The 22994-nt window shown below is 64.9% G+C and carries 21 protein-coding genes; 1 reads left to right on the top strand and 20 read right to left on the bottom strand.

What is annotated here, in order from left to right; all coding sequences use genetic code 11:
* Positions 1 to 3 precede the first annotated feature (3 nt).
* From IVB22_RS28545 to IVB22_RS28460, 18 genes are all read right to left on the bottom strand, one after another.
* Positions 4 to 852 (bottom strand): MBL fold metallo-hydrolase, encoded by an 849-nt coding sequence (locus IVB22_RS28545; protein WP_247520500.1) that lies wholly within the window; start codon positions 850 to 852, stop codon positions 4 to 6.
* 52 nt (positions 853 to 904) lie between these two features.
* Positions 905 to 1795 carry an amidohydrolase gene (locus IVB22_RS28540; RefSeq protein WP_247520499.1) on the bottom strand — a complete coding sequence of 297 codons (891 nt, stop codon included), beginning with the start codon at positions 1793 to 1795 and terminating at the stop codon, positions 905 to 907.
* Positions 1792 to 2910: a VWA domain-containing protein gene (locus IVB22_RS28535; protein WP_247520498.1), complete on the bottom strand. Its 1119-nt coding sequence runs from the start codon at positions 2908 to 2910 to the stop codon at positions 1792 to 1794. The genes IVB22_RS28540 and IVB22_RS28535 overlap by 4 nt, the downstream gene beginning before the upstream one ends.
* Positions 2907 to 3788, bottom strand: coding sequence for a MoxR family ATPase (locus tag IVB22_RS28530; RefSeq protein WP_247520497.1), 882 nt, complete (start codon positions 3786 to 3788; stop codon positions 2907 to 2909). Before IVB22_RS28530 ends, IVB22_RS28535 begins: the two co-directional genes overlap by 4 nt.
* Before the next feature lie 8 nt (positions 3789 to 3796).
* Positions 3797 to 4819 carry a xanthine dehydrogenase family protein molybdopterin-binding subunit gene (locus IVB22_RS28525; protein WP_247520496.1) on the bottom strand — a complete coding sequence of 341 codons (1023 nt, stop codon included), beginning with the start codon at positions 4817 to 4819 and terminating at the stop codon, positions 3797 to 3799.
* Positions 4820 to 4821: 2 nt separating this feature from the next.
* Positions 4822 to 6411 (bottom strand): xanthine dehydrogenase family protein molybdopterin-binding subunit, encoded by a 1590-nt coding sequence (locus IVB22_RS28520; RefSeq protein ID WP_247520495.1) that lies wholly within the window; start codon positions 6409 to 6411, stop codon positions 4822 to 4824.
* An 11-nt stretch (positions 6412 to 6422) separates the two neighbouring features.
* Complete coding sequence (locus tag IVB22_RS28515) at positions 6423 to 6902, bottom strand: (2Fe-2S)-binding protein (RefSeq protein WP_247520494.1); 480 nt, start codon at positions 6900 to 6902, stop codon at positions 6423 to 6425.
* A gap of 6 nt (positions 6903 to 6908) precedes the next feature.
* Positions 6909 to 7727 carry a xanthine dehydrogenase family protein subunit M gene (locus tag IVB22_RS28510; RefSeq protein WP_247520493.1) on the bottom strand — a complete coding sequence of 273 codons (819 nt, stop codon included), beginning with the start codon at positions 7725 to 7727 and terminating at the stop codon, positions 6909 to 6911.
* A gap of 16 nt (positions 7728 to 7743) precedes the next feature.
* Positions 7744 to 8187 carry an SRPBCC family protein gene (locus tag IVB22_RS28505; RefSeq protein ID WP_247520492.1) on the bottom strand — a complete coding sequence of 148 codons (444 nt, stop codon included), beginning with the start codon at positions 8185 to 8187 and terminating at the stop codon, positions 7744 to 7746.
* A gap of 1 nt (position 8188) precedes the next feature.
* Positions 8189 to 8626: an SRPBCC family protein gene (locus tag IVB22_RS28500; RefSeq protein WP_247520491.1), complete on the bottom strand. Its 438-nt coding sequence runs from the start codon at positions 8624 to 8626 to the stop codon at positions 8189 to 8191.
* A 9-nt stretch (positions 8627 to 8635) separates the two neighbouring features.
* A complete protein-coding gene (locus tag IVB22_RS28495; protein ID WP_247520490.1) occupies positions 8636 to 11533 on the bottom strand; it encodes a flotillin family protein in 2898 nt (965 codons plus the stop codon).
* A gap of 24 nt (positions 11534 to 11557) precedes the next feature.
* Positions 11558 to 12391 (bottom strand): phosphoenolpyruvate hydrolase family protein, encoded by an 834-nt coding sequence (locus IVB22_RS28490; RefSeq protein ID WP_247520489.1) that lies wholly within the window; start codon positions 12389 to 12391, stop codon positions 11558 to 11560.
* A 2-nt stretch (positions 12392 to 12393) separates the two neighbouring features.
* A complete protein-coding gene (locus IVB22_RS28485; RefSeq protein ID WP_247520488.1) occupies positions 12394 to 14625 on the bottom strand; it encodes an ABC transporter permease in 2232 nt (743 codons plus the stop codon).
* The gene (locus tag IVB22_RS28480) at positions 14618 to 15400 is read right to left on the bottom strand and encodes an ABC transporter ATP-binding protein (RefSeq protein ID WP_247520487.1); all 783 of its coding nucleotides are present in this window, start codon (positions 15398 to 15400) and stop codon (positions 14618 to 14620) included. The genes IVB22_RS28485 and IVB22_RS28480 overlap by 8 nt, the downstream gene beginning before the upstream one ends.
* Positions 15393 to 16478 (bottom strand): branched-chain amino acid ABC transporter permease, encoded by a 1086-nt coding sequence (locus IVB22_RS28475; protein WP_247520486.1) that lies wholly within the window; start codon positions 16476 to 16478, stop codon positions 15393 to 15395. The genes IVB22_RS28480 and IVB22_RS28475 overlap by 8 nt, the downstream gene beginning before the upstream one ends.
* A 1-nt stretch (position 16479) precedes the next feature.
* Positions 16480 to 17490 carry a branched-chain amino acid ABC transporter permease gene (locus tag IVB22_RS28470; protein ID WP_247520485.1) on the bottom strand — a complete coding sequence of 337 codons (1011 nt, stop codon included), beginning with the start codon at positions 17488 to 17490 and terminating at the stop codon, positions 16480 to 16482.
* Between the two features lie 131 nt (positions 17491 to 17621).
* Positions 17622 to 18449, bottom strand: coding sequence for an AraC family transcriptional regulator (locus tag IVB22_RS28465; RefSeq protein ID WP_247520484.1), 828 nt, complete (start codon positions 18447 to 18449; stop codon positions 17622 to 17624).
* Between the two features lie 130 nt (positions 18450 to 18579).
* Complete coding sequence (locus tag IVB22_RS28460; RefSeq protein ID WP_247520483.1) at positions 18580 to 19830, bottom strand: ABC transporter substrate-binding protein; 1251 nt, start codon at positions 19828 to 19830, stop codon at positions 18580 to 18582.
* 359 nt (positions 19831 to 20189) lie between these two features.
* Between IVB22_RS28460 and IVB22_RS28455 the strand changes: the two genes are divergently transcribed.
* Entirely contained in the window at positions 20190 to 21095 is a 906-nt protein-coding gene (locus IVB22_RS28455; protein ID WP_247520482.1) for a DUF2066 domain-containing protein, read from the top strand.
* Positions 21096 to 21102: 7 nt separating this feature from the next.
* Here the strand turns inward: IVB22_RS28455 and IVB22_RS28450 are convergent, their stop codons facing one another.
* Positions 21103 to 21837: an SDR family NAD(P)-dependent oxidoreductase gene (locus IVB22_RS28450; RefSeq protein WP_247520481.1), complete on the bottom strand. Its 735-nt coding sequence runs from the start codon at positions 21835 to 21837 to the stop codon at positions 21103 to 21105.
* The gene (locus tag IVB22_RS28445; RefSeq protein WP_247520480.1) at positions 21834 to 22889 is read right to left on the bottom strand and encodes a LacI family DNA-binding transcriptional regulator; all 1056 of its coding nucleotides are present in this window, start codon (positions 22887 to 22889) and stop codon (positions 21834 to 21836) included. The genes IVB22_RS28450 and IVB22_RS28445 overlap by 4 nt, the downstream gene beginning before the upstream one ends.
* Positions 22890 to 22994 lie beyond the last annotated feature (105 nt).

Genomic DNA, 22994 nt, shown 5'->3' with positions numbered 1-22994 from the left:
CGCTCAGGCCGGGAACCAGTTGCGCTGGGGCAGGCTCTGGACCACGGGGCCGGGCACCTGATCATGCAGCCGGCCGACCACCATGCCGCCCTCGATCTTGGCCGGCCGGTCGTGGACCGGCAGCAGGTAGCGCGCGTTGCTCAGGAGTTTTTTGATCGCCGCCTTTTCGGCGCGCTTGCTGGTGCCGTGATTGCCTGTGGTGCGCGGTTCGGCATCGTGGATCTCGTTGAAGGGCGTGACGATCTGATCATTGAAATCGTAGATCACGTCGCCGCAGATGGTGGCGATGCCGTCCACCGTGTGGACGTGGATGTTCATCGAGCCTTCGGTGTGGGCATTGGCGGCGTCGCAATAGACACCCGGCATCAACTCAATCGGACCGGTCACTTCGAGATCGAGGAAACGCAGCGCGCTCTTGGTGTGCAGGCGGTCGATCAAATGCTTGATGTCGGGCGCCGGATATTGCGGGTGCATCAATCCGGAGACCGAATATTCCAGCTCTTTGCGATTGAGCACGACCGTCGTGTTCATGGGAAACAAATCGTCCTTGCCGGCGTGGTCGATGTGCAGATGGGTGTGGCAGACATAGCGGACGTCGCCCATGCGAACGCCGTGGCGCGCGAGCTGGTTCTCGATCATGTTCTCGTGGAACTGAAGCCCGCGCATGCCCAGCGTTTCCATGATCTGGTTGGAGCGATAGCCGGTGTCGACCACCACCGGATAGGGACCACCGACGATCAGAAAGCCCAGCGTCAGGACACGGCGGGTCCGGCCGCAATCGCGGCCGAGCACGAGAAAGCTCGATTCCAGTTCGATATCTCCATAATCCAAAATCTTGATCTCAAGCGGCATATTATCCCTCCCACATTCTCTTCATTGGCGGTTGCGCGTGCGCCGTCGTCGCTCAAGCTCCCAGACGGTAGACGCGCAAGGCTGTCGTTCGCAGAACGGCATCGCGTTGGTCGGCGCGAAGTGAGGCCGTCGCGGCGAGAAAGGCGTCGATCAGTTCGCCATAGGTCGTCCAGAGCTTCTCGATCGGAAAATTGGAGCCGAACAGGCAGCGCTCAGCGCCGAAGATCGTCACAGTGTCGGCGAGGACGCCGGCGATGTGGGCCGGATCGTTGCGGTGGATGAAGGTGCCGAGGCCGGAAAGTTTTGAGACGACGTTAGGGCACGCCGCAAGCCGCATCATTCCGCCGCGCCAGGCGGCTTGGCCCTGTGGCGAAAGCTCTTCCAGCATGCCGGCGTGCTGCAGGATGAAGGTCACGTCAGGACAGGCTTCGGCGAGCCCGGCGGCATCGGCCATCTGCGGCGCGAACACCTGCAGGTCGAAGCTGAAACCGTACTCGGCGAGCCGGGCGACGTTTCGCCGGATCTTCGGATCGGCGCAGAGGTCCGGCCGCGCCGCAAAGCGATAGAGCGGGTTTTCGTGCCAGTGCAACTGCATGCGCACGCCGCGCACCAGCGGATAGCGTGCGAGACGATCCAGTTGCGGGCGAACGTCATCGACGTTGAAGTCGGCATAGGAAACGATGGCATGCGGCCAGCCGTGGTCTTTTGCAGTTTCCTGCACCCAGGCGGTTTCGTCCTCGAAACGATCATTGGCCCAGTTGGTCTGCACATAGACCGAGCGCGTCACGCCGGAGCCAGCGAGATCGGCGAGATATTCCTCGATCGGATAGTCGCGGCGGATCGGCTCATAGGGGCCGAAGATGCGCGGCTGCATCGGGCCGCTCAGCCAGGGCAGATCGGCCTGACGCCAGATGTGATGATGGGCATCGACGAGTTCGGTCACGCGGCCTTCCTTTGTCCAAGCGAGAGCACATGCGAAACGATCGCGGCGGTAGACCCGCCGTCGACCAGATCATCCACGAAGCGGCGGATCGCGATCAGCGCTTCGGTCTGCGGCTGAAAGCCGGGACCGGCGGCGAGCGGAGTCAGCCAGCTCAGGCGCCAGGCGCGTCGCGACAATTTTGCGACGGCATCACGCAACGCTGAAGGATCGCCCCGCTCAAGGCCGTCGGAGAGAATGATAACGGCGGCGCCGCGGGCGTAGCTGCCGAATCTTGGCACCGCCAGGAACGCCTGCAGCGCATCGCCGATGCGGGTGCCGCCGTCCCAATCGCTGACCAGATGTGCGGCTGCCGACAGCGCCTGTTCGCGGCGTTTGAGACGGAGCGCGCGGGTGACGCGGGTGAGGCGGGTGCCGAAGGTGAACACCTCGACATTGGGAGCCGCGTGCGCTAGCGCATGCGCGAGCTTCATATTGTCGTCGGTGCGCCCCTTCATCGAGCCGGAGACGTCGATCAGCAACAACATCTTGCGCGGCCGGGCGCGCCGCTTCAGGCGTCCAAGCCGCAGCACTTCGCCGTCGTTGCGCACGCTCTCGCGCAGGGTGCGGCGCAGGTCGGCCCATGGCCCACGGCGGGCACGCATGCGGCGGTGGCCTCGGCGCCGGGGCAGCCGCGCAGGGGCCTCGCGCGACAGTTTTCGCAAAGCGTCGCCGGTCGCGCTTGCCGCGAAGCGGCGTTCGACCAACGCCTCGGCGCGCGCCGCGGCAAGTCCTGATTCGTTGGCTTCGTCGGCCAGCAGCGTTTCGTCTTCGCCGCGTCCTTCCTCCTGCAGTCGAACCACTTCCTCATCTTCCGCGCCGGCACGATCGATCGCTTCGCTGCCGAGGAAATGGATGTCGAACAGCCGGTCATAGGTCGCGCGCCGCTCGGGCGGCGGGGCGAGCGTCGCCAATCCCGCGAGGCGGATGGCTTCCATGCTGCGTGGGCCGAGTAGCTCGATCGCCGCCAGAAACGCGGTCGTCTGTTCCGGCGCCACGGCGAAACCGTTAACGCGCAGCAGTGCGACAAAGGACACGAAGACATGAACCGCGCGCGGCAATTGCAGTTCGTCGCTCACGCTGCGGCCTCCGCGAGCAGGGCGTCGAGCCGGCCGGAGATAAAGGTGAGATCTTCCTCGTCCTTCAGCGCAACGCCGATCGAGCGCTTGAAGGCATCCGGCCAGCGGGCGCCGCGCTCGTGCAGCAGCGTGGCCGCTTCGGCCCAGTCCACGGCTTCGGCAATTCCCGGCGCCTTGCTCAGCGGCTCGCGCCGCAACTTCCCGACGGCGGCGACGACGGCGCGCGCGGTTGCTTCGGCGACGCTCGACGCCCGCATCATCACGATGCGCGCCTCGCGCTCGGCAGTGGGATAATCGATCCAGTGGTAGACGCAGCGGCGGCGCAACGCCTCGTGCAGGTCGCGGGTACGGTTCGAGGTCAGCACGACGACGGGGCGCTCTGCCGCGCGCACCGTGCCGCGCTCGGGAATCGAAATCTGGAAATCAGAAAGGAATTCGAGCAGGAACGCCTCGAACTCCTGGTCGGCGCGGTCGATTTCGTCGATCAGCAGGACGGTGGAGTCGGGCGCTCGCAAGGACGCGAGCATTGGCCGCTCGATCAGAAAAGTCTCGCCATAGATGTCGATGCTTTCTTCGCCGGCCTGGCGGATGGCGAGCATCTGGCGCGGATAGTTCCACTCATAGAGCGCGGCTGATGCGTCGATGCCCTCGTAGCATTGCAGGCGGATCAGGCGGCGGCCGAGCACCGCGGCGATGGCTTTTGCAGCCTCGGTCTTGCCGACACCCGGCGCGCCTTCCAACAGCAGGGGCTTGCCGAGCGCAAGTCCAAGATAGGCGGCCGTCGCGAGGCCGTCGTCGGCAAGGTAATAGGCCGTCCGCAACGCCCGCTCGAGTGCCTCCGGGCTGTCGATGCCGACGATGTTGCCACGGACCGTCATGTTCTGCCTCAGCGCCGCGCCTGCGGCCGCGCGCCGCCCTGGGCCTTGATTGCCCGCAAGACTTTTTCCGGCGTGATCGGCAGTTCATCCATCCGCACACCGACCGCATTGAAGATGGCGTTGGCCACCGCGGGCAGCACGGGATTGGCGCACATCTCGCCGGGGCCCTTGGCGCCGAACGGTCCATCGGCCGCTGGGCGTTCGAGCACCGCGATATCATGCGGGCAGATGTCTCCGGGACCGGGCATCAGATATTCGACGAAGTCGCGCGGGCCGTGCACCGGATCGGGATAATAGGGCTCGGGTGTTTCAAACAGCGTGTGGCTGATTCCCATCCACGCGCCGCCGACGAGTTGTTGCTCTACGAGCCGCGGATTGAGCGCGCGGCCGAGTTCGTACGCACTGTCCATGCGCACCATCGCGACCTCGCCGGTCTCGTCGTCGACCTCGACCTCGGCGACCAGGCAGGCGTGCGCATAGCAGGTGGCGGGCGACATCTCGCCGGTCTCGGGATTTACTTCGGACAACGGCACCAGAAAGATGCCGCGCCCCGATATCGTCTTGCCTTGCTTGAACTGCGCGGCGATGGCGACGTCCTTGGTGGAGATCGAGCGATGCGGCGCGCCCTTGACGTGGATATTGCCGCGTCCGTCGGTATCAAGGTCGGCGGCGTTGACCTCCAGTTCCTCGGCGGCGGCCTCCATCATGACGCCGCGCGCTTCCTTGGCGGCCGCCATGACGGCGTTGCCGACGCGGTGCGTGCCGCGTGAGGCGAACGAGCCCATGCAATGCGGCCCTGTATCGGAATCCGCGGTATCGACATAGACGTCTTCGACGGGAACGCCGAGCGTCTCTGCGCAGATCTGCCGCGTCACCGATTTCATGCCCTGGCCGAGATCGATTGACGACAGCGACACCGTGAATTTTCCGCTGGGGTTGGAATGAACCAGCGCCTGGCTGGGGTCGCCGCCGAGGTTCATGCCGATAGGATAGTTGATCGAGGCGATGCCGCGTCCGCGATGCTTTGCCATGGTCAGCGCCTCCTGGTGCCGAAGACGGAAGAAAAGCGGGTGGCGCCGTGCGACGGCGACGGAGCCTGCGGCCTCGGGGGAGGGGCGGGCGGTGTCGGCGCGGGAGGCGGTGGCTGGATGGTTGCAGCGGGCGCGCGATCGTAGGTGGTCCGCTGCTGCGAAGCTGCTGCGCGTTGCGGGACCTGCTCGCGCGGCGTCGGCGAGATGGCGGCGCGGCTGCCGCCGCCGTCCGTGCGCGACGACATCCGCTTCACCTCTTCGCGAAGCGGCCACTTGGCCTTTTCGGCGGCGACCTGGACGCACTCGATCAGCGCGGTGTTTTTTGCCTCGCGCCGGTGCGCCTTCATGTCGCCGTCGCGATAGGCGTTGAGGATGCGGAACTCCAGGGGATCAATGCCGACGAGATGCGCCAGCTTGTCCATCTGGCATTCGAGCGCAAAGTCCATCGCGGTGACGCCGAAGCCGCGCATGGCGGTCGCCGGCGTGCGGTTGGTGAACACGCAGTAGACGTCGCCATGGACGTTCGGGATCGTGTAGGGGCCGGGCAGGTGGGCGACGCATTTGACCACGGCGTAACTTGAAAGCCGGGTATAGGCGCCGCTGTCGAAATAGGCGCGGATCTTGCGCGCGACGATGCGGCCGTCGCGCATCACGCCGTCCTTGATGTAGATGCGCTCGGCGCCGCGCGGAGAGCCGAACTGCATCTCCTCTTCGCGGCCGAGCTGATAGCGCACCGGGCGCCCGGTCAGCATCGCGCCGAGAACGGCGAGCGGCTCGGTGAGCGTGTCCACCTTGCCGCCGAAACCGCCGCCGACAGTCCCGCCGATGAAGTGGAAGGTGTTCGAGGGCACGTCGAGAATCTTGGCGCAGGTATCGAGCGAGAAGAACAGCGCCTGCGTCGAGGTGTAGACGACATAGCGGCCGTTGGTGTCGGGGGCTGCGATCGAGCCGTTGGTTTCGGTCGGCGCGTGCTCGATCGGCGACATCTGGTAGCGCTGTTCGAGGACGTGATCGGCCTCGGCGAAACCGCGTTCGACGTCGCCGAAGCGTAGCTTCTGATGATCGTAGACGTCGTGATAGACAAACGTGTTCTTGGGATAGACGTCGTTGACGACGGGCGCGCCCGGCTTAAGTGCCTCCTCGACGTCGAACACCGCGGGCAGCGGTTCGTAATCGATCCGCACTTTCGCTATCGCCTCAAAGGCTTCCCGCGGACTGTCGGCGACAACAGCGACGATCGGCTCGCCCTTGTAGCGGACCTTGTCGACTGCCAGCGACGGCTCGTCGTCCTTGCCGAAGTTGATAAGGCTGAGGAGCGTGTTGAGATTGATCGGCACGTCGACGCCGCGAATGATGCGCCGAACGCCGGGCGCGCGTTCCGCTTCCGTCGTGTCGATGCGGCGCAGGCGGGCGTGGGCGTGCGGGCTGCGCAGCACCTTGAGATGCAGCATGCCCTGCAGCTTGTGGTCGTCGAAATAGGTCGAGGTGCCGGTGACATGGCCGAGCATGTCCTGGCGCTGCGTGCCCTTTCCGATTTCCTTCAGATTATCGTCGCGCTCGTCGGCGAAGATGTCCTTGCGCAGTTCCAGCATGGTCGTTTCCTTCAGGCGCGGGCGCGTCCGCTCGTGGCGGCGGCGAGGACGGCGTTGATGATCGGCTCGTAGCCGGTGCAGCGGCAGATGTTGCCCGAGATTGCCTCAATGACCTCGGCACGGGTCGGCGAAGGATTGCGATCGAGCAGTGCTTTGGCCGCCATCAGCATGCCCGGCGTGCAGTAGCCGCACTGGGCCGCGAATTGCTCCATGAAGGCACGCTGCAGCGGATGCAGATTGGGCCCGTCCTTCACTCCGTCGAGCGTTTGGATCGAGCGGCCGTTCACGGCTTCCGCCAGCGTCAGGCAGGAGAGATGGAGTTCGCCGTCGATCAACACGCTGCAGGCGCCGCAACCACCCTGGCCGCAGCCGAATTTCGGCGTCATGTCGCCGATCGATTCGCGGAGCGCGACCAGCAGATTGACGCCGCCCTCCACGAACAGGGCGACGTCCCGACCGTTGTGACGAAACTGGAGCGGGGTCTTGGTCATGAATGCTTACTCCAGGCCGGAAAGCAGGCGACGAAGATGGACGCCGACGATCTCGCGGCGATACCAGGCGCTGCCAAGGGCGTTGTCGGCAGGCGATACGCCTTCCGTTGCAGCCGCGGCAGCGGCGCTGATTGCGGCGTCGTCGAGCGGGCGGCCCTCCAGCGCGCGTTCGGCGGCCCTTGCGCGAATTTGCGTCGCGGCCATCGAGCCGAGCGCGATGCGCGCTCCCGCTATGCGGCCGCCGCTCGAAGGCAGATGCGCGGCCAGCGTAATCACCGAGCCGCCTTTCGGCTTGATCCGGGCGATCTTGCGATAGCGGAAGGCGTCGGCGCTTGCGGGCCGCTGGCAGGAGACGGCCAGCACCAGCGCGCCGCTCTGGCGTTCGCGGGATTGCAAAAATTCCTCGATTGCCATGTCGCGGGCGCCCAGTCCGCCCTGGACGGAGACGGTCGCGTCGAGGGCCAGCAGCGCAACGGTAAAGTCGCCATAGGGCGTGGGCGCAAACAAATTGCCTCCCACCGTGCCCATGTTGCGCACCGCCGGCCCGCCGATCGAGCGCGCAGGTGCGTGCAGAAATGCCAGATCGCGTTCGGCCAGAATTCTTGCGAAGGTGACGCCGGCGCCGAGTGTGATACGCGAACTCGCGACATCGACGCGCGTCAGCGCCTGATCGGTCGCGCGCACGACGGTCGAAATCGAGATATCGCCCTCGTTGAGGGCGCGCATGACAAGCGTGCCGCCGCCGAGATAGCGCGCGCTGCGGTCGGACGACAATGCCGACGCCGCCTCGCCAAAACTTGCGAATGTCTTCACCGTGACGGGCATGGTTTCGTCTCCGCGTTCATGCGGCCCCCTTCAGGTGCCGGCGAATGGCCTCGAAGCCGGCTTGATAGATTTGTTCCCCGACCATTTGCGTAAGACCCGCGGCATCCTCGGGCCGCGTGGTGAACCTGGATTCCCAGTGCCAGAAGGTGCGGTCGCCGTCGGTGACCGGCAGCAGGCGGACATGGGCGACATAGTTGAACATCGGGATCGGCGTATCGAGCAGGCAATAGCTGAAGGTCTGTTCGAGGTCGGACAGCGCCAGCAATTGTTCGCGCAACTCCGAGCCATCCTGCAGCTTGAAGCGTCTGATACAGCCGATCTTGTCCGACGCCTGCGCGCGCTCGATCGTGCTGATCGCCACCGCGGGATGCCAGCGGTCGTGGCCGTTGAAATCGCGCAGCACATTCCAGACCGCGCCGGTCGGCGCGTCGAGGATCGTGCTTTTGACAATATGCGGCACGCTAGCCTCCGAAGGCGCGCTTGAGCGCATCAAAGCCGCCCTGAAACACGCCAGTTCCGATATTGTTGACGAGTTCGTTCTCGCGCTCGGGTGCACAGTCGAACTCGGCGGTCCATTCGAGAAAGGTCTGGTCGCCGTCGGTCACCGGCGTCAGCCGGAGCGTCGCCACGTAGTTCTCCACCCCCATGGGCGACTCCAGGATGGAGTAGGTGCAGAACATGTCGTAGTCGGAGAGCCCGAGCAGCTTTTCGCGGATGCGGTCGCCGTTGCGCAGGCGAAAGTCGCGCACGCATCCGATCTTGTCGGCGGGCTCGCCGCCCTCGATGCGGCTCTCCGCAATCGCCGGATGCCAGTTGGGCAGGCCGTTGAAGTCGCGCACGCGTGCCCAGACGCGGTCGTTGCGGGCATTGACGACGGTGGAGACGTAGACGCGGGCCATGGCGTGCTCTTAACCTTTCTTGCGCGGTCCGCGTTCGGCGGCGGGCGCGCCCGAGGCGTCGGGGGCAGGCGGCGCGTCGGGCCTGCTCGGACCGCCCTTGCGCGTGGATTCCTTGATGCCCTGCATGTCGCGCGCCTCGCGAATGAGGCCGGGCATCTTGGCAAGGCTCCCGCCCTCGACGCCGATATCGGCGAGGATCGAGTCGATCAGCGGCGCCTGCACCCGGTAGCGCAGCGCCGAGTCGATCACCTCGTCGGTGGCGCTGCGGCCGCCATTGCCGCCACCGCCGCCGCCGTTGAGGCCGTCCACACTGAGAATCCGGATGCCCTCTATCTTCTCCATCGGCTTGACGCTCTCTCGCACGATACCCTCGATACGGTCGAGCAGCTTGCGGCGGAACAGCGAGTAGCGCGCCTGGTCGGTGAGCACGTTCTCGGCTTCGTTGAGGAGGCGCTGCGCCTCGGCTTCGACGGCGGCACGCACGCGCTCGGCGTCGGCCGCGATCTTCGTCTCCTCGGCTCGCTTCTCCGCCAGCAGCACCTCGATGGTCTTCTGGCGCTTGGCGATCTCGCTGTCGCGGGCGGTGACGACGCGTTCGGCCGCCTCGGTCGCCCCTGCGCGCGCATCCTCGGCTGCCACCTTGGCGGCCGATTCCTCGAGAGACTTCTGATAGAGAGCGATGGCCTTTTCCATCAGCGCCGTTTCGACCTCCTTCTCGCGATTGACCTCCAGCTTGCGCAGATCGCGCTCGCGGCCGACCCTCGCTTCGTCGAGGCCGCGGTCGGAGGCGATGCGGGCCCGTTCGACTTCCTCGCGGGAGGCGATCTCGGCTTCCTGCAGCGCCTGGACGCGGCCGACCTCGAGCTGTTCGATCGCGCGACGGCGGGCGAGCCGCGCAGCCTCGAGCGCCTGCTCGCGCGAGACATCTGTGGTCTCGACTTCCTTGCGCGCGATGATCTCGGCCTGCTTGACCTGGCGGTCGGCATCGATCCGTTCGGAGCGCTTCGCGGCGAGCGCGATCACGCGCTCCTCGTCGGCGATCTCGACCGCCCTCTTCTGGTCGATATTGAGCACTTCGCGGGTCTTCGAAGAGGCGATACGCTCGGCCTCCAGCGCCAGTTCGACCTCGACGCGCCGCCGTTCGATCGCATCGCGCCGCTTGAGTTCGGCGGCCTCGATCGATTCGGTGCGATCGATCTCGAGCCCCCTGGTTTCCTTCTCGGCCCGGATACGCTGGGCGGCGATCACCTTCTCCTGGGCAATGCGCGCGGCCTCGATGGCTTCGCGCGAGGCGATGTCGGCCTCCTCGATCGTGCGGTTGCGCGCGATTTCGAGCGAGCGAACGCGCTCTTCCTGGGCAATACGTGAGGCTTCCGTCGCCTCGCGGGCGGTGATCCCGGCGACTTCGAGCGCCTGGTTGCGCTCGATTTCCAGTTTGCGCGTAGAGTGCTCGGCGCCGATCCGCTCGGCCGCCAGCGTCCGTTCGCGTGCGATCCGCGCGGCTTCCACCGCCTTCTGTGCCTCGATCTCCGCTTCCTGAATGGTGCGGACCTGCGCAATTTCCAGCGACCGGGTACGCTCGTCGGAAGCGATACGTTCGACGTTGACGATCGTGGTCTGGGCGATCCGGGCCTTCTCGGTCGCCTCGCGCGCCGCGATTTCGGCTTCCTCGACCGCACGCGTCCGTTCGATCTCGCGCCGGCGGGTTTCTTCCTCGTTGGCGATCCGCGCATCCGTGATGGAGCGATCCTGCTGGATGCGCGCCTTCTCGACCGCCTCGCGTGCCGTGATCTCGGCTTCCTCGACCGACCGCGTGCGCTCGATGTCGCGCTGCCGCACTTCACGCTCCGAGGCGATACGCGCGGTATCGACCGCGCGCTGATTGGCGATCTTGGCCTTTTCGATATCCTCGCGCGCCAGCAGTTCCTTTTCTTCTACCGCGCGCGTGCGCTCGATCTCGCGGTGACGGGTCTCGCGTTCGGAGGAGATGCGGGCTTCGGCGATCGACTGTTCGTTGGCGATCCGCGCCTTCTCAATTGTTTCGCGGGCGGAAATCTGCGCCTGTTCGGCTTCAGTCTCGCGGAGCGCGCGTTCGCGCGCCACCTCGGTGCGCTGCAGCGCGCGACGCATCTCGATGTCGCGTTCCTGTTCAAGGCGGGCGGTCTCGCTCTCGCGCTCGATCTCCAGCGCCTGGCGCTCGGCATCGAGGTTGCGGGTGCGGATCTTGATCATCGAATCCTGTTCGATGTCGTTGCGCAGCTTGCGCTTGGCCTCGATGTCCTCCATCAGGCGGGTGAGACCTTCGGCATCGAACCGGTTCGACGGATTGAAATATTCGAGGTCGGTCTGGTCGAGATCGGTGATGGCGACGGATTCGAGCTCGAGTCCGTTCTGGGCGAGCGCCTCGGCGGCGGCAGCCTTGAGCCGGGTGACGTATTCGCCGCGCTGCTCGTGCATCTGCTCCATGGTCATTTCGGCAGCGACCGATCGGATGGCGGAGACGAACTTGCCGGAGAGCAGGGCGTGCAGTTGCTCGGGCTCCAGCGTGCGCCGTCCGAGCGTGGCTGCCGCAATCGCGACCGCCTCGCGGGTTGCCTGCACGCGAACGTAAAAATCGGCCTCGATGTCTATACGCATGCGGTCGCGGGTGATCACGGCGTCATGTTTGGCCCGCACGATCCCCATCGGCAGCACGTTCATGTTGACGGGCGTGTAGTCGTGGATGAACGGCAGCACGAAGGCGCCGCCGTTGATCACGACGCGTTCACCGAGCAGACCGGTTCGGACGAAGGACACTTCCTTCGACGAGCGGTGGTAGAGCCAGTTCACGATGTAGACGACGATGGCGATCACGACGATCGCTATGATCAGCCAGAGGATCAATTCGCCAACCAGAGTCCCCGACATCTCTTCCTCCCTTTGCTCCCGGCGTTATCGCGCGCCGATCGCCTTGAATTTACGAACCTGTTCCGTGAGCGCCCGCTCCACCGGCAGGCGCTCCATCGAGGAGGCGCCGTAGAAGCCGTGGCACTTGCGCGTGTGTTTCATGATGAAGTCGGCATCATCAGGCTCGGCGATGGGACCGCCATGGGCCAGCACCAGTATGTCCGGATTGACGCAGAGCGCCGCTGCCGCCCAGGTGTCGATCTGTTCCGGGCAGTCTTCGAGTTTTAATGCGGTGTGCGCGCCAATTGCGCCGCCGGTGGTCAGGCCGAGGTGGCAGACAATAATGTCCGCGCCCGCGATGGCCATGGCCGTGGCCTGGCTTTCGCTGAATACATAGGGCGTCGTCAGCATGTCCTTGTCATGCGCCTTGGCGATCATGTCGATCTCCAGCGCGTAGGACATGCCGGTTTCCTCGAGATTGGCGCGAAATACGCCGTCAATCAGTCCGACGGTCGGAAAGTTCTGTACGCCGGCAAAGCCAAGCGTCTTCAACTGGTCCAGGAAAAGGTCCATGTCGCGGAACGGGTCGGTCCCGTTGACGCCGGCCAGCACCGGCGTCTTCGTGACGACCGGGAGCACTTCGCCGGCCATTTCCACCACGATCGCGTTGGCATCGCCATAGGGCATCAGTCCGGCGAGCGAGCCGCGTCCCGCCATGCGGTAGCGGCCGGAATTGTAGATGACGATGAGGTCGACGCCGCCGGCTTCCTCGCATTTGGCGGAAAGACCAGTGCCGGCGCCGCCGCCGACGATCGGCTCGCCCTTGGCGGCCATGTTGCGAAACTTCTTCAGGATGGCTGAACGTTCGAACTTCGCCATGGTCACCTCGCGACTTTCCGACGGGTCCCCGGGCGTCCGACCAGAGGACGGAGCGCGTTGACGATGGCGGATGCAAATTCGGGTTCGTTGATGTGGCGCTTGACGCGGATGAGCTGGCGGTTGCTGGTCTGGCGCACGCTGCGTTCCAGTGCGGTGAAGAGCGCCGCGTCAGCCTCCGGATCCCAGAATGGCTGGCCCGGCGCATCGAGCGCGGAAATGCCGCCTTCCGGGAGGAAGAAGCGCACCGGCCCGTCCATCCGGTTGAGCTTGTCTCCGATCCAGCGCCCGATGCGCTCGTTCTCCTCCGGCGTGGTGCGCATCAAGGTCACCTCCGGATTGTGAACGTGGAATTTGCGCTGGCGATAGCGCTCGGGAATGGTGTCGGGCGCGCCGAAATTGACCATGTCCAGCGCGCCGGCAGAGCCGATGAAGGGCAGGCGGCTGCGGATGATCGCGCCAAAGCGGTCGTCGGTCGCCGGAAATACGCCGCCCATCAGGAGATCGCAGACCTCTGTCGTCGTGAGATCGATGACGGCGGCGAGCATTCCGGAATCGACCAGTTTTTCCATCGAGCGGCCGCCGACGCCGGTGGCGTGGAAGACCAGACATTCGAAATCGTTGCGCAGGTCGGCCGCGATCTTCTGCACGGCCGGCGTCGTCACGCCGAACATGGTGATGCCGATCGCCGGCAGATCGGCCGGTGCGCTCCGTTCGGTTTTGGCTTGATTGTCCAGACGCGCCTTCACCATGCCGGCGATGGCATTGGCGCCGTTGGCGAGCACGGCGCGCGAGATCGAGTTGAGCCCCTGCACGTCGGTGACCGAATACATCATCGTGATATCGGCAGGCCCCACATAGGGGCCGACATCACCCGACGCGACGGAAGAGATGATGAGCTTCGGCACGCCGACGGGAAGGGTGCGCATGGCGGGCGCGACCAGTGAGGCACCGCCGGAGCCGCCCGCCGAAATGATGCCCGCGACATTGCCCTGGCGGCGCAGCCAGTTGGCGAACGCGTCCGCCATCGCCGTCACCGACACGCCGCGGTCGGAGCCGAACACGCTCGACCCACCGCGTCCGTGGTTGAGCGCGATTTCCTGGGCGGAGACGTCGCAGGTGGAGAGCTTGCCGCTGGTTGATACGTCGACCAGGCGCGTCCGCAAGCCCTGTCCGGCGATCACGTCGCGAATGAAGCGCAGCTCCTCGCCCTTGGTATCGAGCGTGCCGGCGATGAGGACGACGGGGAGCCCGGATGCGGTTTGCGCGCCTGCGCCGACCTGGCGCTTTTGCCGGGCAGCGTCTTCGATGCGCGTAACGCCTGCCGACAGCGTGCGCGCTGCGGCTTCGATCCGCGCAATCGGCGCTGGCTGCGACCAGCGCGTCGGCAGCGTGGGATTGGAGATGTAGATCCGGACTGGCGCTGTGCTTGCGGTGCGCGACGGCGCGGGACGTGCTTCGGCGCTTGCATCGGCGGTTTCGATGTCCGCTTCCGGCCCAGCGTGGACGCCAACGACTCCAACACCAAGCAGACGTTGCTGTAGCTCGCGGTCGGCCGCAAGGCGCGCGGAGTCGATGATCCGGTTGATCCGGCCGTTGACCATGATCGCGACGTTCTTCGAGATCGCGGTGGCGACGCCGATGTTCTGCTCGATCACGAGCACCGACATATCGCCGTCTTCGCCGAGACTTACCAGCATTTCCTCGACCTGCGCGACGATAACAGGCGCGAGCCCTTCGGTCGGCTCGTCCATGATGAGCAGCTGCGGGTTGGTGAGAAGCGCGCGCGAGATCGCCAGCATCTGCTGTTCGCCGCCCGAGAGCTGGCCACCGCCATGGTCCTTGCGTTCGGCCAGGCGGGGAAATGTCTCGTAGATGCGATCGATGGTCCAGGCGCCGCGCCGCATTCCGGCGGCGAGGCTCAAATGCTCGGCGACGCTGAGCGAGCGCCATAGCCGGCGTCCCTGCGGAACATAGCCGACGCCGATCCGCGCGATCCGCGCCGGGCTGAGGCGGGTGATGTCCTCGCCGCGCACGCGAACCGAGCCGCCGCTCGCCCGCAACAGGCCCATGATGGTCTTGCACAGGGTGGTCTTGCCCATGCCGTTGCGGCCGACCACCGAGAACACGCCTGAATCCAGCGTCAGGTCGACGCCCTGCAGGGCATGGGAATGGCCGTAATAGACGTCGAGGCCCCTGACTTCGAGGGCGGGTGCGGAGCGGCGGACCTCAACCATGGCCGGCCCCCAGATACAGTTCCTGGACCTCGGGGTCGGCTTCGATCTCGTGCGGCAGGCCTTCCTTGAAGACGCGGCCGTTGTGCATCATCGTGACGCTCTCGACGACGCGCAGCGCGACATCCATGTCGTGCTCGATGATGATGTAGCCGATGTGAGCGGGCAGGGAGGTCAGGATTTCGATCAGCTCGCGCCGCTCGGTGGGGGAGAGGCCCGCGGCCGGCTCGTCGAACAGGATGAAGCGCGGGGCGCCGGCGAGTGCGAGCGCGATCTCGAGCTGCCGCTGCTGGCCATGCGCGAGTTGCGCGACCAATTGTTCCCTGACCGGCGTCAGATGCACCGCCTGGATCAGCGCTTCGGCTGCATGCATGAGGGCGTCGTTCGCGCCCGGGCGCAGCGGAGAAAATCGTCCGCGGGAAACGCCGCGGCAGGCGAGGTAGACATTGTCCCTCACCGTGAGGCCGGGGAACAGTGCTGAAATCTGGTAGTTGCGGCGCAGGCCACGCCTGATCCGCTCGTAAGGCGGGAAGTGGGTGATGTCCTCGCCGAAGAAGCGGATGGTGCCTGACGAAGGCGGAAAGTCGCCGGTCACGCAATTGAACAGCGTGGTCTTGCCGGCGCCGTTGGAGCCGAGCACGGCGCGGCGTTCCCCCGGGCGGACCGTGATGGTGACGTCGGTCAGCGCCGCGAGCGCGCCGAACAGCCGCGTCACGCCGCGCAGTTCCAGCGCGGCGCCTGCGCCGACGGCCGAGAAGCGTGGCGCGGCGCTATCCATGGCCGTGGCCTCCGCCCGGGCGTTTGTCGGTAGCCGTTGCGCGGCGGCGCCATCGCTCCCAGAGTCCGATCACGCCGTCCGACGACCAGAACACGATGGCGAGAAAGCCGAGGCCGATCAGCAAGCGGAAGCGATTGCCGTCGAGCCCGAACTTGACCAGGAGATCGAGCGCGAAGGTGCGCAGGATGACGAAGATGAATGCGCCGATGAAGGGACCGATGGGGCGGGTGATGCCGCCGACCACGGCGATAATCAGGATATCGATGCAGGCGCCGACGCTGACCGAGCCGGGCGAGATCTGCCGGTAGTTCCAGACCTGCAGCACGCCGCCGAGCGCGGCGATGAAGGATGCGAAGGCGTAGGCCGCCACGCGGTGCGCGTTGACATTGAAGCCGAGCGCCGCCATGCGGCGGGGATTGTCGCGCACGCCCTGCAGCGCCAGGCCGAACGGCGCGCGCGAGACATATTGAACGGCGAAATAGCAAAACGCCGCGACGCCCAGCGTGACGTAATAGTAGGGGACGTCGGAGCGCCAGTCGACGCCCCAGAATTTCGGCGTGGCGATGGTGTTGATGCCGGTGTGGCCGCCGAAGATCGCCCAGTTCTGATTGGTGAAATAGTAGAACGCCGCACCGATCGCGAGCGTGATCATGATGGTGTAGATGCCTTCGGTGCGCACCGCGAGTGCGCCGCCGAGCGTGCCGAAGGCGGTCGCGAGCACCAGCGCCATCGGCGTTGCCAGCCACCACGGCCAGCCGAGGCTGATATTGGTGTTGGCGCTCATGCCGAAGACCGCGACCATGTAGGCGGCAAAGCCGGCGACGGTGAGCTGCATCAGGCTGACCATGCCGCCATAGCCCGCCAGGAACATCAGGCTGAGCGCGATGGTCCCCAGGATCAGCGTCGTGGCGAAGATCTCGATCAGGAAGAAGCCGCTGGCGATGAACGGCATGATCAAGAGGATCACCGCCACCAGCCAGACAGCCGGCTTGTTGAATTCCGGCCATGCCAGCAACGCCGCGCGCGCCCGTTCTGCCGGTTGTGTGGTCTGAGGATGCGCGCCCTGGACCAGCGACATGTCAGCGCCTCGCCAGGAGGCCCTGCGGCCGCAGCGCCAGCACCAGCACCATGATGAGGAAGGTCACCACGATCGCGTAGGTCGGGATGTAGACGGAGCCAAGCTGCTCGGCGAGGCCGATGATGACGGCGCCCAGCGCCGCGCCCGGGATCGATCCCATGCCGCCGACAATGACGACGACGAGGGAAGCCAGCAGAAAGCGGGTATCCTCGCCGGGCGAAATCGACTGAAAGGTTCCGCCGACGACGCCCGCGATGCCGGCAAGCCCGGCGCCGAGCGCGAACACGGCAACGAAGACGAGCTGGATCGGCACGCCGGTCGCGGCGAGCATGTCGCGGTCATCGACGCCGGCGCGCACCATCATCCCGACGCGGGTTCGATTGAGCGCCAGCCACATCGCGATGCCGATCACCACTGCAGCGACGAAGATCACGAGCCGCACCATCGGGTATCGCAGATAGACTGCCTCGCCCGACGATTTGACCGCTGTGACCAGCGGCAATTCGATCGGGCCAACCAGCCAGTTCGGGGTCTGGATCTGATAGAAATCGCCGCCGAATACCCACAGCATCAGATCCGCAAACACGATCGAGAGCCCGATCGTGACCATGGTCTGGCGCAAATCCTCGCCCTCCATGCGGCGGAAGACGACGATTTGCAGGACTACCCCGACCAGCGCCACGCCGATGAACGCGACGATGAAGCCGAGCACCCATGAGCCGGTCCAGGTACTGATGGCGTAACCGATGTAGCCGCCGAACAGATAGAGCGAACCATGCGCCAGATTGACGTTGCGCATCAGGCCGAAAATCAGGGTGAAGCCGCTGGCCACCAGGAAATAGAGGCTGCCGAGCGTGATGCCGTTGAAGACGGCGTTGAGAAAGACCCGCTTCCTGCCGATCGCCTCTTCGAGGCCGGGTGGCCACACGGCAAGGACCAGCCACAGCATCACCGCGACCGCGATCAGCAGGATCAGCGCCCATGCCGGATGGCGTTCGATGAATCTTGTCACGGTAGCAGCCCGGCCGTCGCCATGCCGTCCTCCCAGACGCTCGCGGCCGTTTCGGCTCGCGTTTTCTGGACATCCTAACGGCGCCGCAAACCCTGCACTTGATTGTCAGTATCTTTTCGCGCCCGGTGCGCTCAGGGGCGCAAGACTTTGGCGGCGCGGCGGTATTCGGTCGGCGCCATCCCGACATTGGCGGCGAAGAAGCGCGTGAAACCGCTCTGGGAGGAGAAGCCGAGATCGAAGCCGATATCGGCGATCGGCACTTCGGTCGCGACCAGGGCGTCGAGCGCCTGTTCCATGATGAGTGTATTGAGATAGAGGTTCGGGGTGACGCCGGTCTGGGTGCGGAACAGCCGGTAGAAGTGCGGACGCGATAGCCCCGACGCCCGCGCGATCGAATCCAGCTCGATCTCGGCGCCCGGGCTTTCGGACATCAGCTTGATGGATTTGCGGACGCGAAAGTCGGTGACCGCGGCGGCGGTGCGCGTCTCCTGCACCGGTTCGGGCGTCTGCCAGCTCTCCTCATAGCAACCGTCGATCAACTGCCTCAGTTCGCAATCGAGGCTGCTTAGCGAAGGCGCGCCGCAGACCAGCGCTGCGGTTCGCCGAATATGTTTGTCGAGGGGAACCGTACGCTTGAAGCAGGTGCGGCCGAACCGCAGGCTGTGGGCCCGCGCCGCATCGGGAGCGAACCATTCGGCGTTGACGTAAAGGACGAAGAAGATCGCGCCGTTTTCCATATCCGTCGGGACAAAATTGTGTGGTTCCCAAGGGTTGACGGCAACAATGGAGTCTTCTGTGAGCAGCCATCGCTCATCGCACACATCAATGCGGGCTGGCGTTCCACCGACATGAAAAATCAGATGCCCTTCGCGATGCGCGTGCATGTTGAAGGGGCGGTTCAACTGATAGACCGTCGCGCGACCGAACCGGCCGTGGAAGACGGCGAGAGCCTTGCTCATGCCTTCCCTCCCGCGGGATGTTCTTGTCTTTTCAACCAGCGTTCAACATCCGCCGCGGGAATGCAAGGGAAGATCACGTCCAGCCCGGGCCCCGGCGCGTGACCGGGGCCCGTTCGCAAATGCGAAGAACTCAATACTTCTTGCACTCCGGAACCGTTCGGCTCGGCACCCCGATCTTGGCGAATACCGCGGGGTCGTAGCCCAAGGTCTGGTTCACATTCGGGATCACCTTCACGACCTTGCTGAACAACGCGCCCTTGCCGTCATCCACCACTTCGGTGACGAAGTTGGTTCCGATGGCCTGGCGGTTGGAGTCGAGCTTGATCTTGCCGTTGGGCGCGTCGAGCTCGATCTTGGCGAGGGCTTCCCTCAGCTTTGCCTGGTTGTTGCTGAGATCGCCGTTGGCCTGACGCAGTGCGAGGATCAGCGCCATCGTCGAGTTGTAGTAGTTGGTGGCGAGCAGCGACGGGCTCGGGAACCGCTTGTTCGGCGGGAAGGCATCCTGATAGGCTTTCACGAACTTCTGCCAGCCTGGATCCTCCCAGGTATCGGCTTGGCCACTGGCTGCGATGGTGCCGATCAGCGCATTCTTGGCGTTGCCTTTGGCGGAGAGGATGGTTTGGTCGACCATGATCGAGCCGCCCATGAGGTGGGCCTTGCCGCCGGCCTGCTGATACTGGTTTAGGAAATTGACGGCGTCGGCGCCGCCAAGGCCGAGATAGATCGCATCGACGTCGTCGGGCAGGGCGGCAATAACGGAGGCAAAGTCCTTGGTGCCGAGCGGCACCCATTGTCGGTTCGTGACCTGCCCGCCGGCGCCACAGAACTCCAGCACAAGTCCGAACACCTGGGTGTAGATGAACGAATAGTCGTCGCCTACGGTTGCGATCTTTTTGTAGCCCTTGGTTTCGTAAGCGTATTTGCCGAGGCCGACCTGCCACTGGGCGCCATCCATGTTGTAGCGGTAGAAGTTCGGCGCCGGGTCGACATAAGTGGTTTCCTGCGCGCCGGAAGCGGCGTTCACGAAGGTCAGCTCGGGGCGCGTCTTGGCAAAATTCTTGACCGCGATGCCTTCGTCGCCGGACAGCGGCGAGAGCAGGATCTGGACCTTGTCCTGCTCGATCAGTTTGCGCACGGCGCGAATGGCGGAGTCGGGCGTGGCATCGGTTGATGCGATGATGAATTCGATTTCCTTGTCGCCGACCTTCTTGCCGAGCGTATTGATCGCGGTCTGATGGCCGCGGATTCCGTCTTCGCCGAGCACCGTGTAGGTGCCTTCGAGCGTCGCGGTGACGCCGACCTTGATCTTCTCTTGGGCTATGGCGGCGCCAGAAAGCAAAAGGCTGCTTAGCGCGACCAGTCCCGCACAGCTTCTAAACATCGAACCCCTCCCTTGTATCGCCAGTTTTTAGGTCGTTCCAAAATCGCCATGCCGTTGATGGCCGGTTGCCCATCGTGAGCCGGAATGGATCGCCGGGTGAAAACTAGCTGATGACTGGGCCGGCGCGCGCAACTTCACCTGTCGCAACTTGACAGGTAGTCTCATTTTGCATGCTGCGCCGCGACGAGATTTGCGGTGAGTTGGGATCGATGATTCAAGATTGCAGGCTGTAAGCACGACGCAATAAGCCCCTGATTTCACTGACGGGTGCGCAGGACGCGAACCCGACCGGTGCGCCGGTTGAGGCGCCGGTTTAAGAACCTCGCAAGAGGCGTGAGCGGAACCGCGGAGGTATCATCATGGCCGATCTGCATAGGACAAGACACTGGTCCATCCTGATTGGCCGTGGCGCGAACTGCGCGATTGTCGGAATATTTGTGGCAGTAGCCCTGACCTGGTGTGGGTGTGCCGTGGCGGCTGCTGCCGGCGATCTTTATCGTACGAAGGTCACTGTGACCGGGCAGGGCGAGGTTAACCGCATCCTTGGCTTTGCCGCCTGTCTGGAGGACGTCCTCATCAAGGCATCCGGCGCACAGAAACTCGCCGGTGATCGGCGATTGGCAACCTACAAATCGAAGGCAAAAGATCTCGTCACGACATTCAGCTATCGCGATCAGTTTGCAGGTAAGCCCATTCGTGACGAGCAGGGCACCCGCGATCGGCCCTACGACCTGACTGTCGATTTTGAGGAGAGCAAGATCAACGACATCCTTCGGGCGTTCGGCCTCAAGCCCTGGCTTTCGCACCGTCCGGTGCTTGCGGTCTTTGTCGCGATGGAGCAGGGCCCAAGGAACTACGTCGTGACGTTGGATGGAACCCAGTCCGACCTGCAGCGCGACGCGTTGCTCGCCGCGGCCGACAAGCGCGGCGTGCTTGTCGTGCTGCCCAGCGCGGCGGCATTGGCGAAATCGAACATCACCGGCGAGACGCTCGGGACGACGCCGTTGTCGGCGCTTGCGCCTGTTGCAGCCGAGCAGGACGCGGAGGCCGTTCTGACCGGGCGACTGGTCTGGGATGATCGGCAGCTCGGCTGGACCACGCAGTGGCAGATCGATTGGGCCGGCCGGACGCACCGCTGGCAAATTCGTGGCGTCACATTCGATGAAGCTTTCCGGCGCGGCATCGGCGGCGCGGCTCAGGTCTTGTCAGGCAATGGCGACCCGGTAACCCGACCGTTGTCGGCGAGAGGAAACAAGCTTCATTAATGCTCCGCTATCCGGCGAGAAAGCCGCCGTCGACCGCGACCACCGTTCCGGTCGCATATTGTGACGCGGGCATGCAGAGGAAAACCACGGCGCCGGCAACATCTGCCGGCTGCCCCCATCGCTTGAAGGCAGTGCGGTCGGCGATGCGCTGGTAATGCGCGCGGTCGGACCGGCCGGCGGCATTGATCGAGGTCTCGATATAGCCCGGCGCCACCGCATTGACGCGGATGCCTTCCTCGGCCCAGGCCAGAGCGAGCGCCTTGGTCAGCATCACGACGCCGCCTTTGCTGGCGCAATAGGCGGGAATGCGCGGCAGCGCCAGCGTGGCGTTCATCGAGGCGATGTTGACGATCGAGCCCTTGTTTTTGGCCAGCAGCGGGCGAAACGCCATGCAGGTCCGGAACGTGCCGGTCAGATTGACATCGAGCACCTTGGTAAAGGTCTCGATCTCGTATTCCTTGTCGCGCGCGAGGATGCCGGCGCAATTGACCAGCGCGTCGACGCGGCCATGCCGTTGCGCGAGCGCTGCGACCTCGGCGTCGTCGGTGACGTCAAGCGTCGTCAGCTCAAGTCCCGCCCGCGGCTTGAGCGGCGTCCGGGCAAAATCGGCATCGTTGACGGCGGTGGCGGTGACTGTCGCGCCTAATTCGCAGAACAAGCTGCTGATGGCGGCGCCGATATCGCCGGCGCCGCCGATCACAACGGCATGAAAGCCCTGAGCCAGCGAGAAGGTGGAAGTCATCGCGATCGTCCATGTCGCTTCAGGGGCGGAGGCGGGGCCGTCGACTCGCGAACGACGAGCGAGTAGTCGACCTCGTGATGCATGATGGTCTGTTCGCCGGCCAGCCGCCGAACCAGATACTCGCCGGCGCGCTGCCAGGTCTCGCCGGTCGGAACATGAATGGTGGTCAGGCTCGGCCGCAAATGCCGGCTCCAGTCGAGATCGTCGAAGCCGACGACGGAGAGGTCGCGCGGCACCGAGAAGCCGCTGCGCTCGGCTTCCAGCAGCACGCCGTAGGCGATGACGTCGTTGCCGCAGACGACCGCGGTCGGGCGGTCATCGAGGCTGAGCAGATAGCGCGCCGCCTCGCGTGCATCGTCGAGCGTGTAGGGCACCTCGACATGCCATTTTTCCGGCAGTTCGATGCCGCCCGCGGCAAGGGCGCGGCGGAAGCCGGCGACGCGGGCGCTGGCGCGGTCGTTGTTGCGTTGGAGCGCGGAGACGACCCCGATCCTGACATGTCCGAGTTCAACGACATGCGCGGCGGCGCGGTAGGCCGCGGCTTCATTGTCGGTGCCGACGCAGGGGTAGGGACGATCGGGCCGATAGATGCCGACGTTGATGAAGGGGATCGTGTTGTCGGCGAGCATCTTGCGCAAGGTGTCGTGATGGCAATCTCCGCGCAGCACCAGGCCATCGACGCCGCGACCGATGAGGTTGCGCGCCTGTTCCAGTTCGGCGTCGAGGTCGTAGCCGCTGGTGGTGAGGAACAGCATGTAGCCGACGGAAGAGAGATATTTCTGCAGCGAGGCGATGCCGCGCGCGAACATGGTGTTGTCGATGGTCGGCACGATCGCGCCCAGCGTACGCGATCGGCGCGACGACAGGATGCGTGCGGGCGCGTGCGGGATGTAGCCGACCGCCTCGATCGCTTGCGAGATGCGTGCGCGCAAGTCGGGGCTCACCGCTTCGGGATTGTTGATCGCGCGCGAGACAGATGCCGTCGATACGCCGGCCCGCGCCGCGACGGCGCGAATGCCTTGTTTCAATGATCTGGCGGCAGGCAGGCTCATGGGTTTATCGATGTAACGTTACATAAATGGTCGGATGGATCATCAAAGCTATTTTGACAATTCTGCTAGATGTTCGATGAATTGTCCATCTCTTGACAGGCGAAG

It is taken from the genome of Bradyrhizobium sp. 190 (genome assembly GCF_023073415.1).
Taxonomy (GTDB): domain Bacteria; phylum Pseudomonadota; class Alphaproteobacteria; order Rhizobiales; family Xanthobacteraceae; genus Bradyrhizobium.
Note: the sequence above shows the minus strand (reverse complement) of the source record. Positions and strands in the feature narration are given on the sequence as shown.

Bases quoted from the DNA above. Each gene is read 5' to 3' on its own strand.
- IVB22_RS28455 (WP_247520482.1), top strand. From the start codon at position 20,190: ATGGCCGATCTGCATAGGACAAGACACTGGTCCATCCTGATTGGCCGT.
- IVB22_RS28530 (WP_247520497.1), bottom strand. From the start codon at position 3,788: ATGACGGTCCGTGGCAACATCGTCGGCATCGACAGCCCGGAGGCACTC.
- IVB22_RS28500 (WP_247520491.1), bottom strand. From the start codon at position 8,626: ATGGCCCGCGTCTACGTCTCCACCGTCGTCAATGCCCGCAACGACCGC.
- IVB22_RS28465 (WP_247520484.1), bottom strand. From the start codon at position 18,449: ATGAGCAAGGCTCTCGCCGTCTTCCACGGCCGGTTCGGTCGCGCGACG.
- IVB22_RS28545 (WP_247520500.1), bottom strand. From the start codon at position 852: ATGCCGCTTGAGATCAAGATTTTGGATTATGGAGATATCGAACTGGAA.
- IVB22_RS28525 (WP_247520496.1), bottom strand. From the start codon at position 4,819: ATGGCAAAGCATCGCGGACGCGGCATCGCCTCGATCAACTATCCTATC.
- IVB22_RS28510 (WP_247520493.1), bottom strand. From the start codon at position 7,727: ATGCCCGTCACGGTGAAGACATTCGCAAGTTTTGGCGAGGCGGCGTCG.
- IVB22_RS28450 (WP_247520481.1), bottom strand. From the start codon at position 21,837: ATGACTTCCACCTTCTCGCTGGCTCAGGGCTTTCATGCCGTTGTGATC.
- IVB22_RS28475 (WP_247520486.1), bottom strand. From the start codon at position 16,478: ATGTCGCTGGTCCAGGGCGCGCATCCTCAGACCACACAACCGGCAGAA.
- IVB22_RS28495 (WP_247520490.1), bottom strand. From the start codon at position 11,533: ATGTCGGGGACTCTGGTTGGCGAATTGATCCTCTGGCTGATCATAGCG.
- IVB22_RS28520 (WP_247520495.1), bottom strand. From the start codon at position 6,411: ATGCTGGAACTGCGCAAGGACATCTTCGCCGACGAGCGCGACGATAAT.
- IVB22_RS28490 (WP_247520489.1), bottom strand. From the start codon at position 12,391: ATGGCGAAGTTCGAACGTTCAGCCATCCTGAAGAAGTTTCGCAACATG.
- IVB22_RS28480 (WP_247520487.1), bottom strand. From the start codon at position 15,400: ATGGATAGCGCCGCGCCACGCTTCTCGGCCGTCGGCGCAGGCGCCGCG.
- IVB22_RS28445 (WP_247520480.1), bottom strand. From the start codon at position 22,889: ATGAGCCTGCCTGCCGCCAGATCATTGAAACAAGGCATTCGCGCCGTC.
- IVB22_RS28515 (WP_247520494.1), bottom strand. From the start codon at position 6,902: ATGACCAAGACCCCGCTCCAGTTTCGTCACAACGGTCGGGACGTCGCC.
- IVB22_RS28485 (WP_247520488.1), bottom strand. From the start codon at position 14,625: ATGGTTGAGGTCCGCCGCTCCGCACCCGCCCTCGAAGTCAGGGGCCTC.
- IVB22_RS28460 (WP_247520483.1), bottom strand. From the start codon at position 19,830: ATGTTTAGAAGCTGTGCGGGACTGGTCGCGCTAAGCAGCCTTTTGCTT.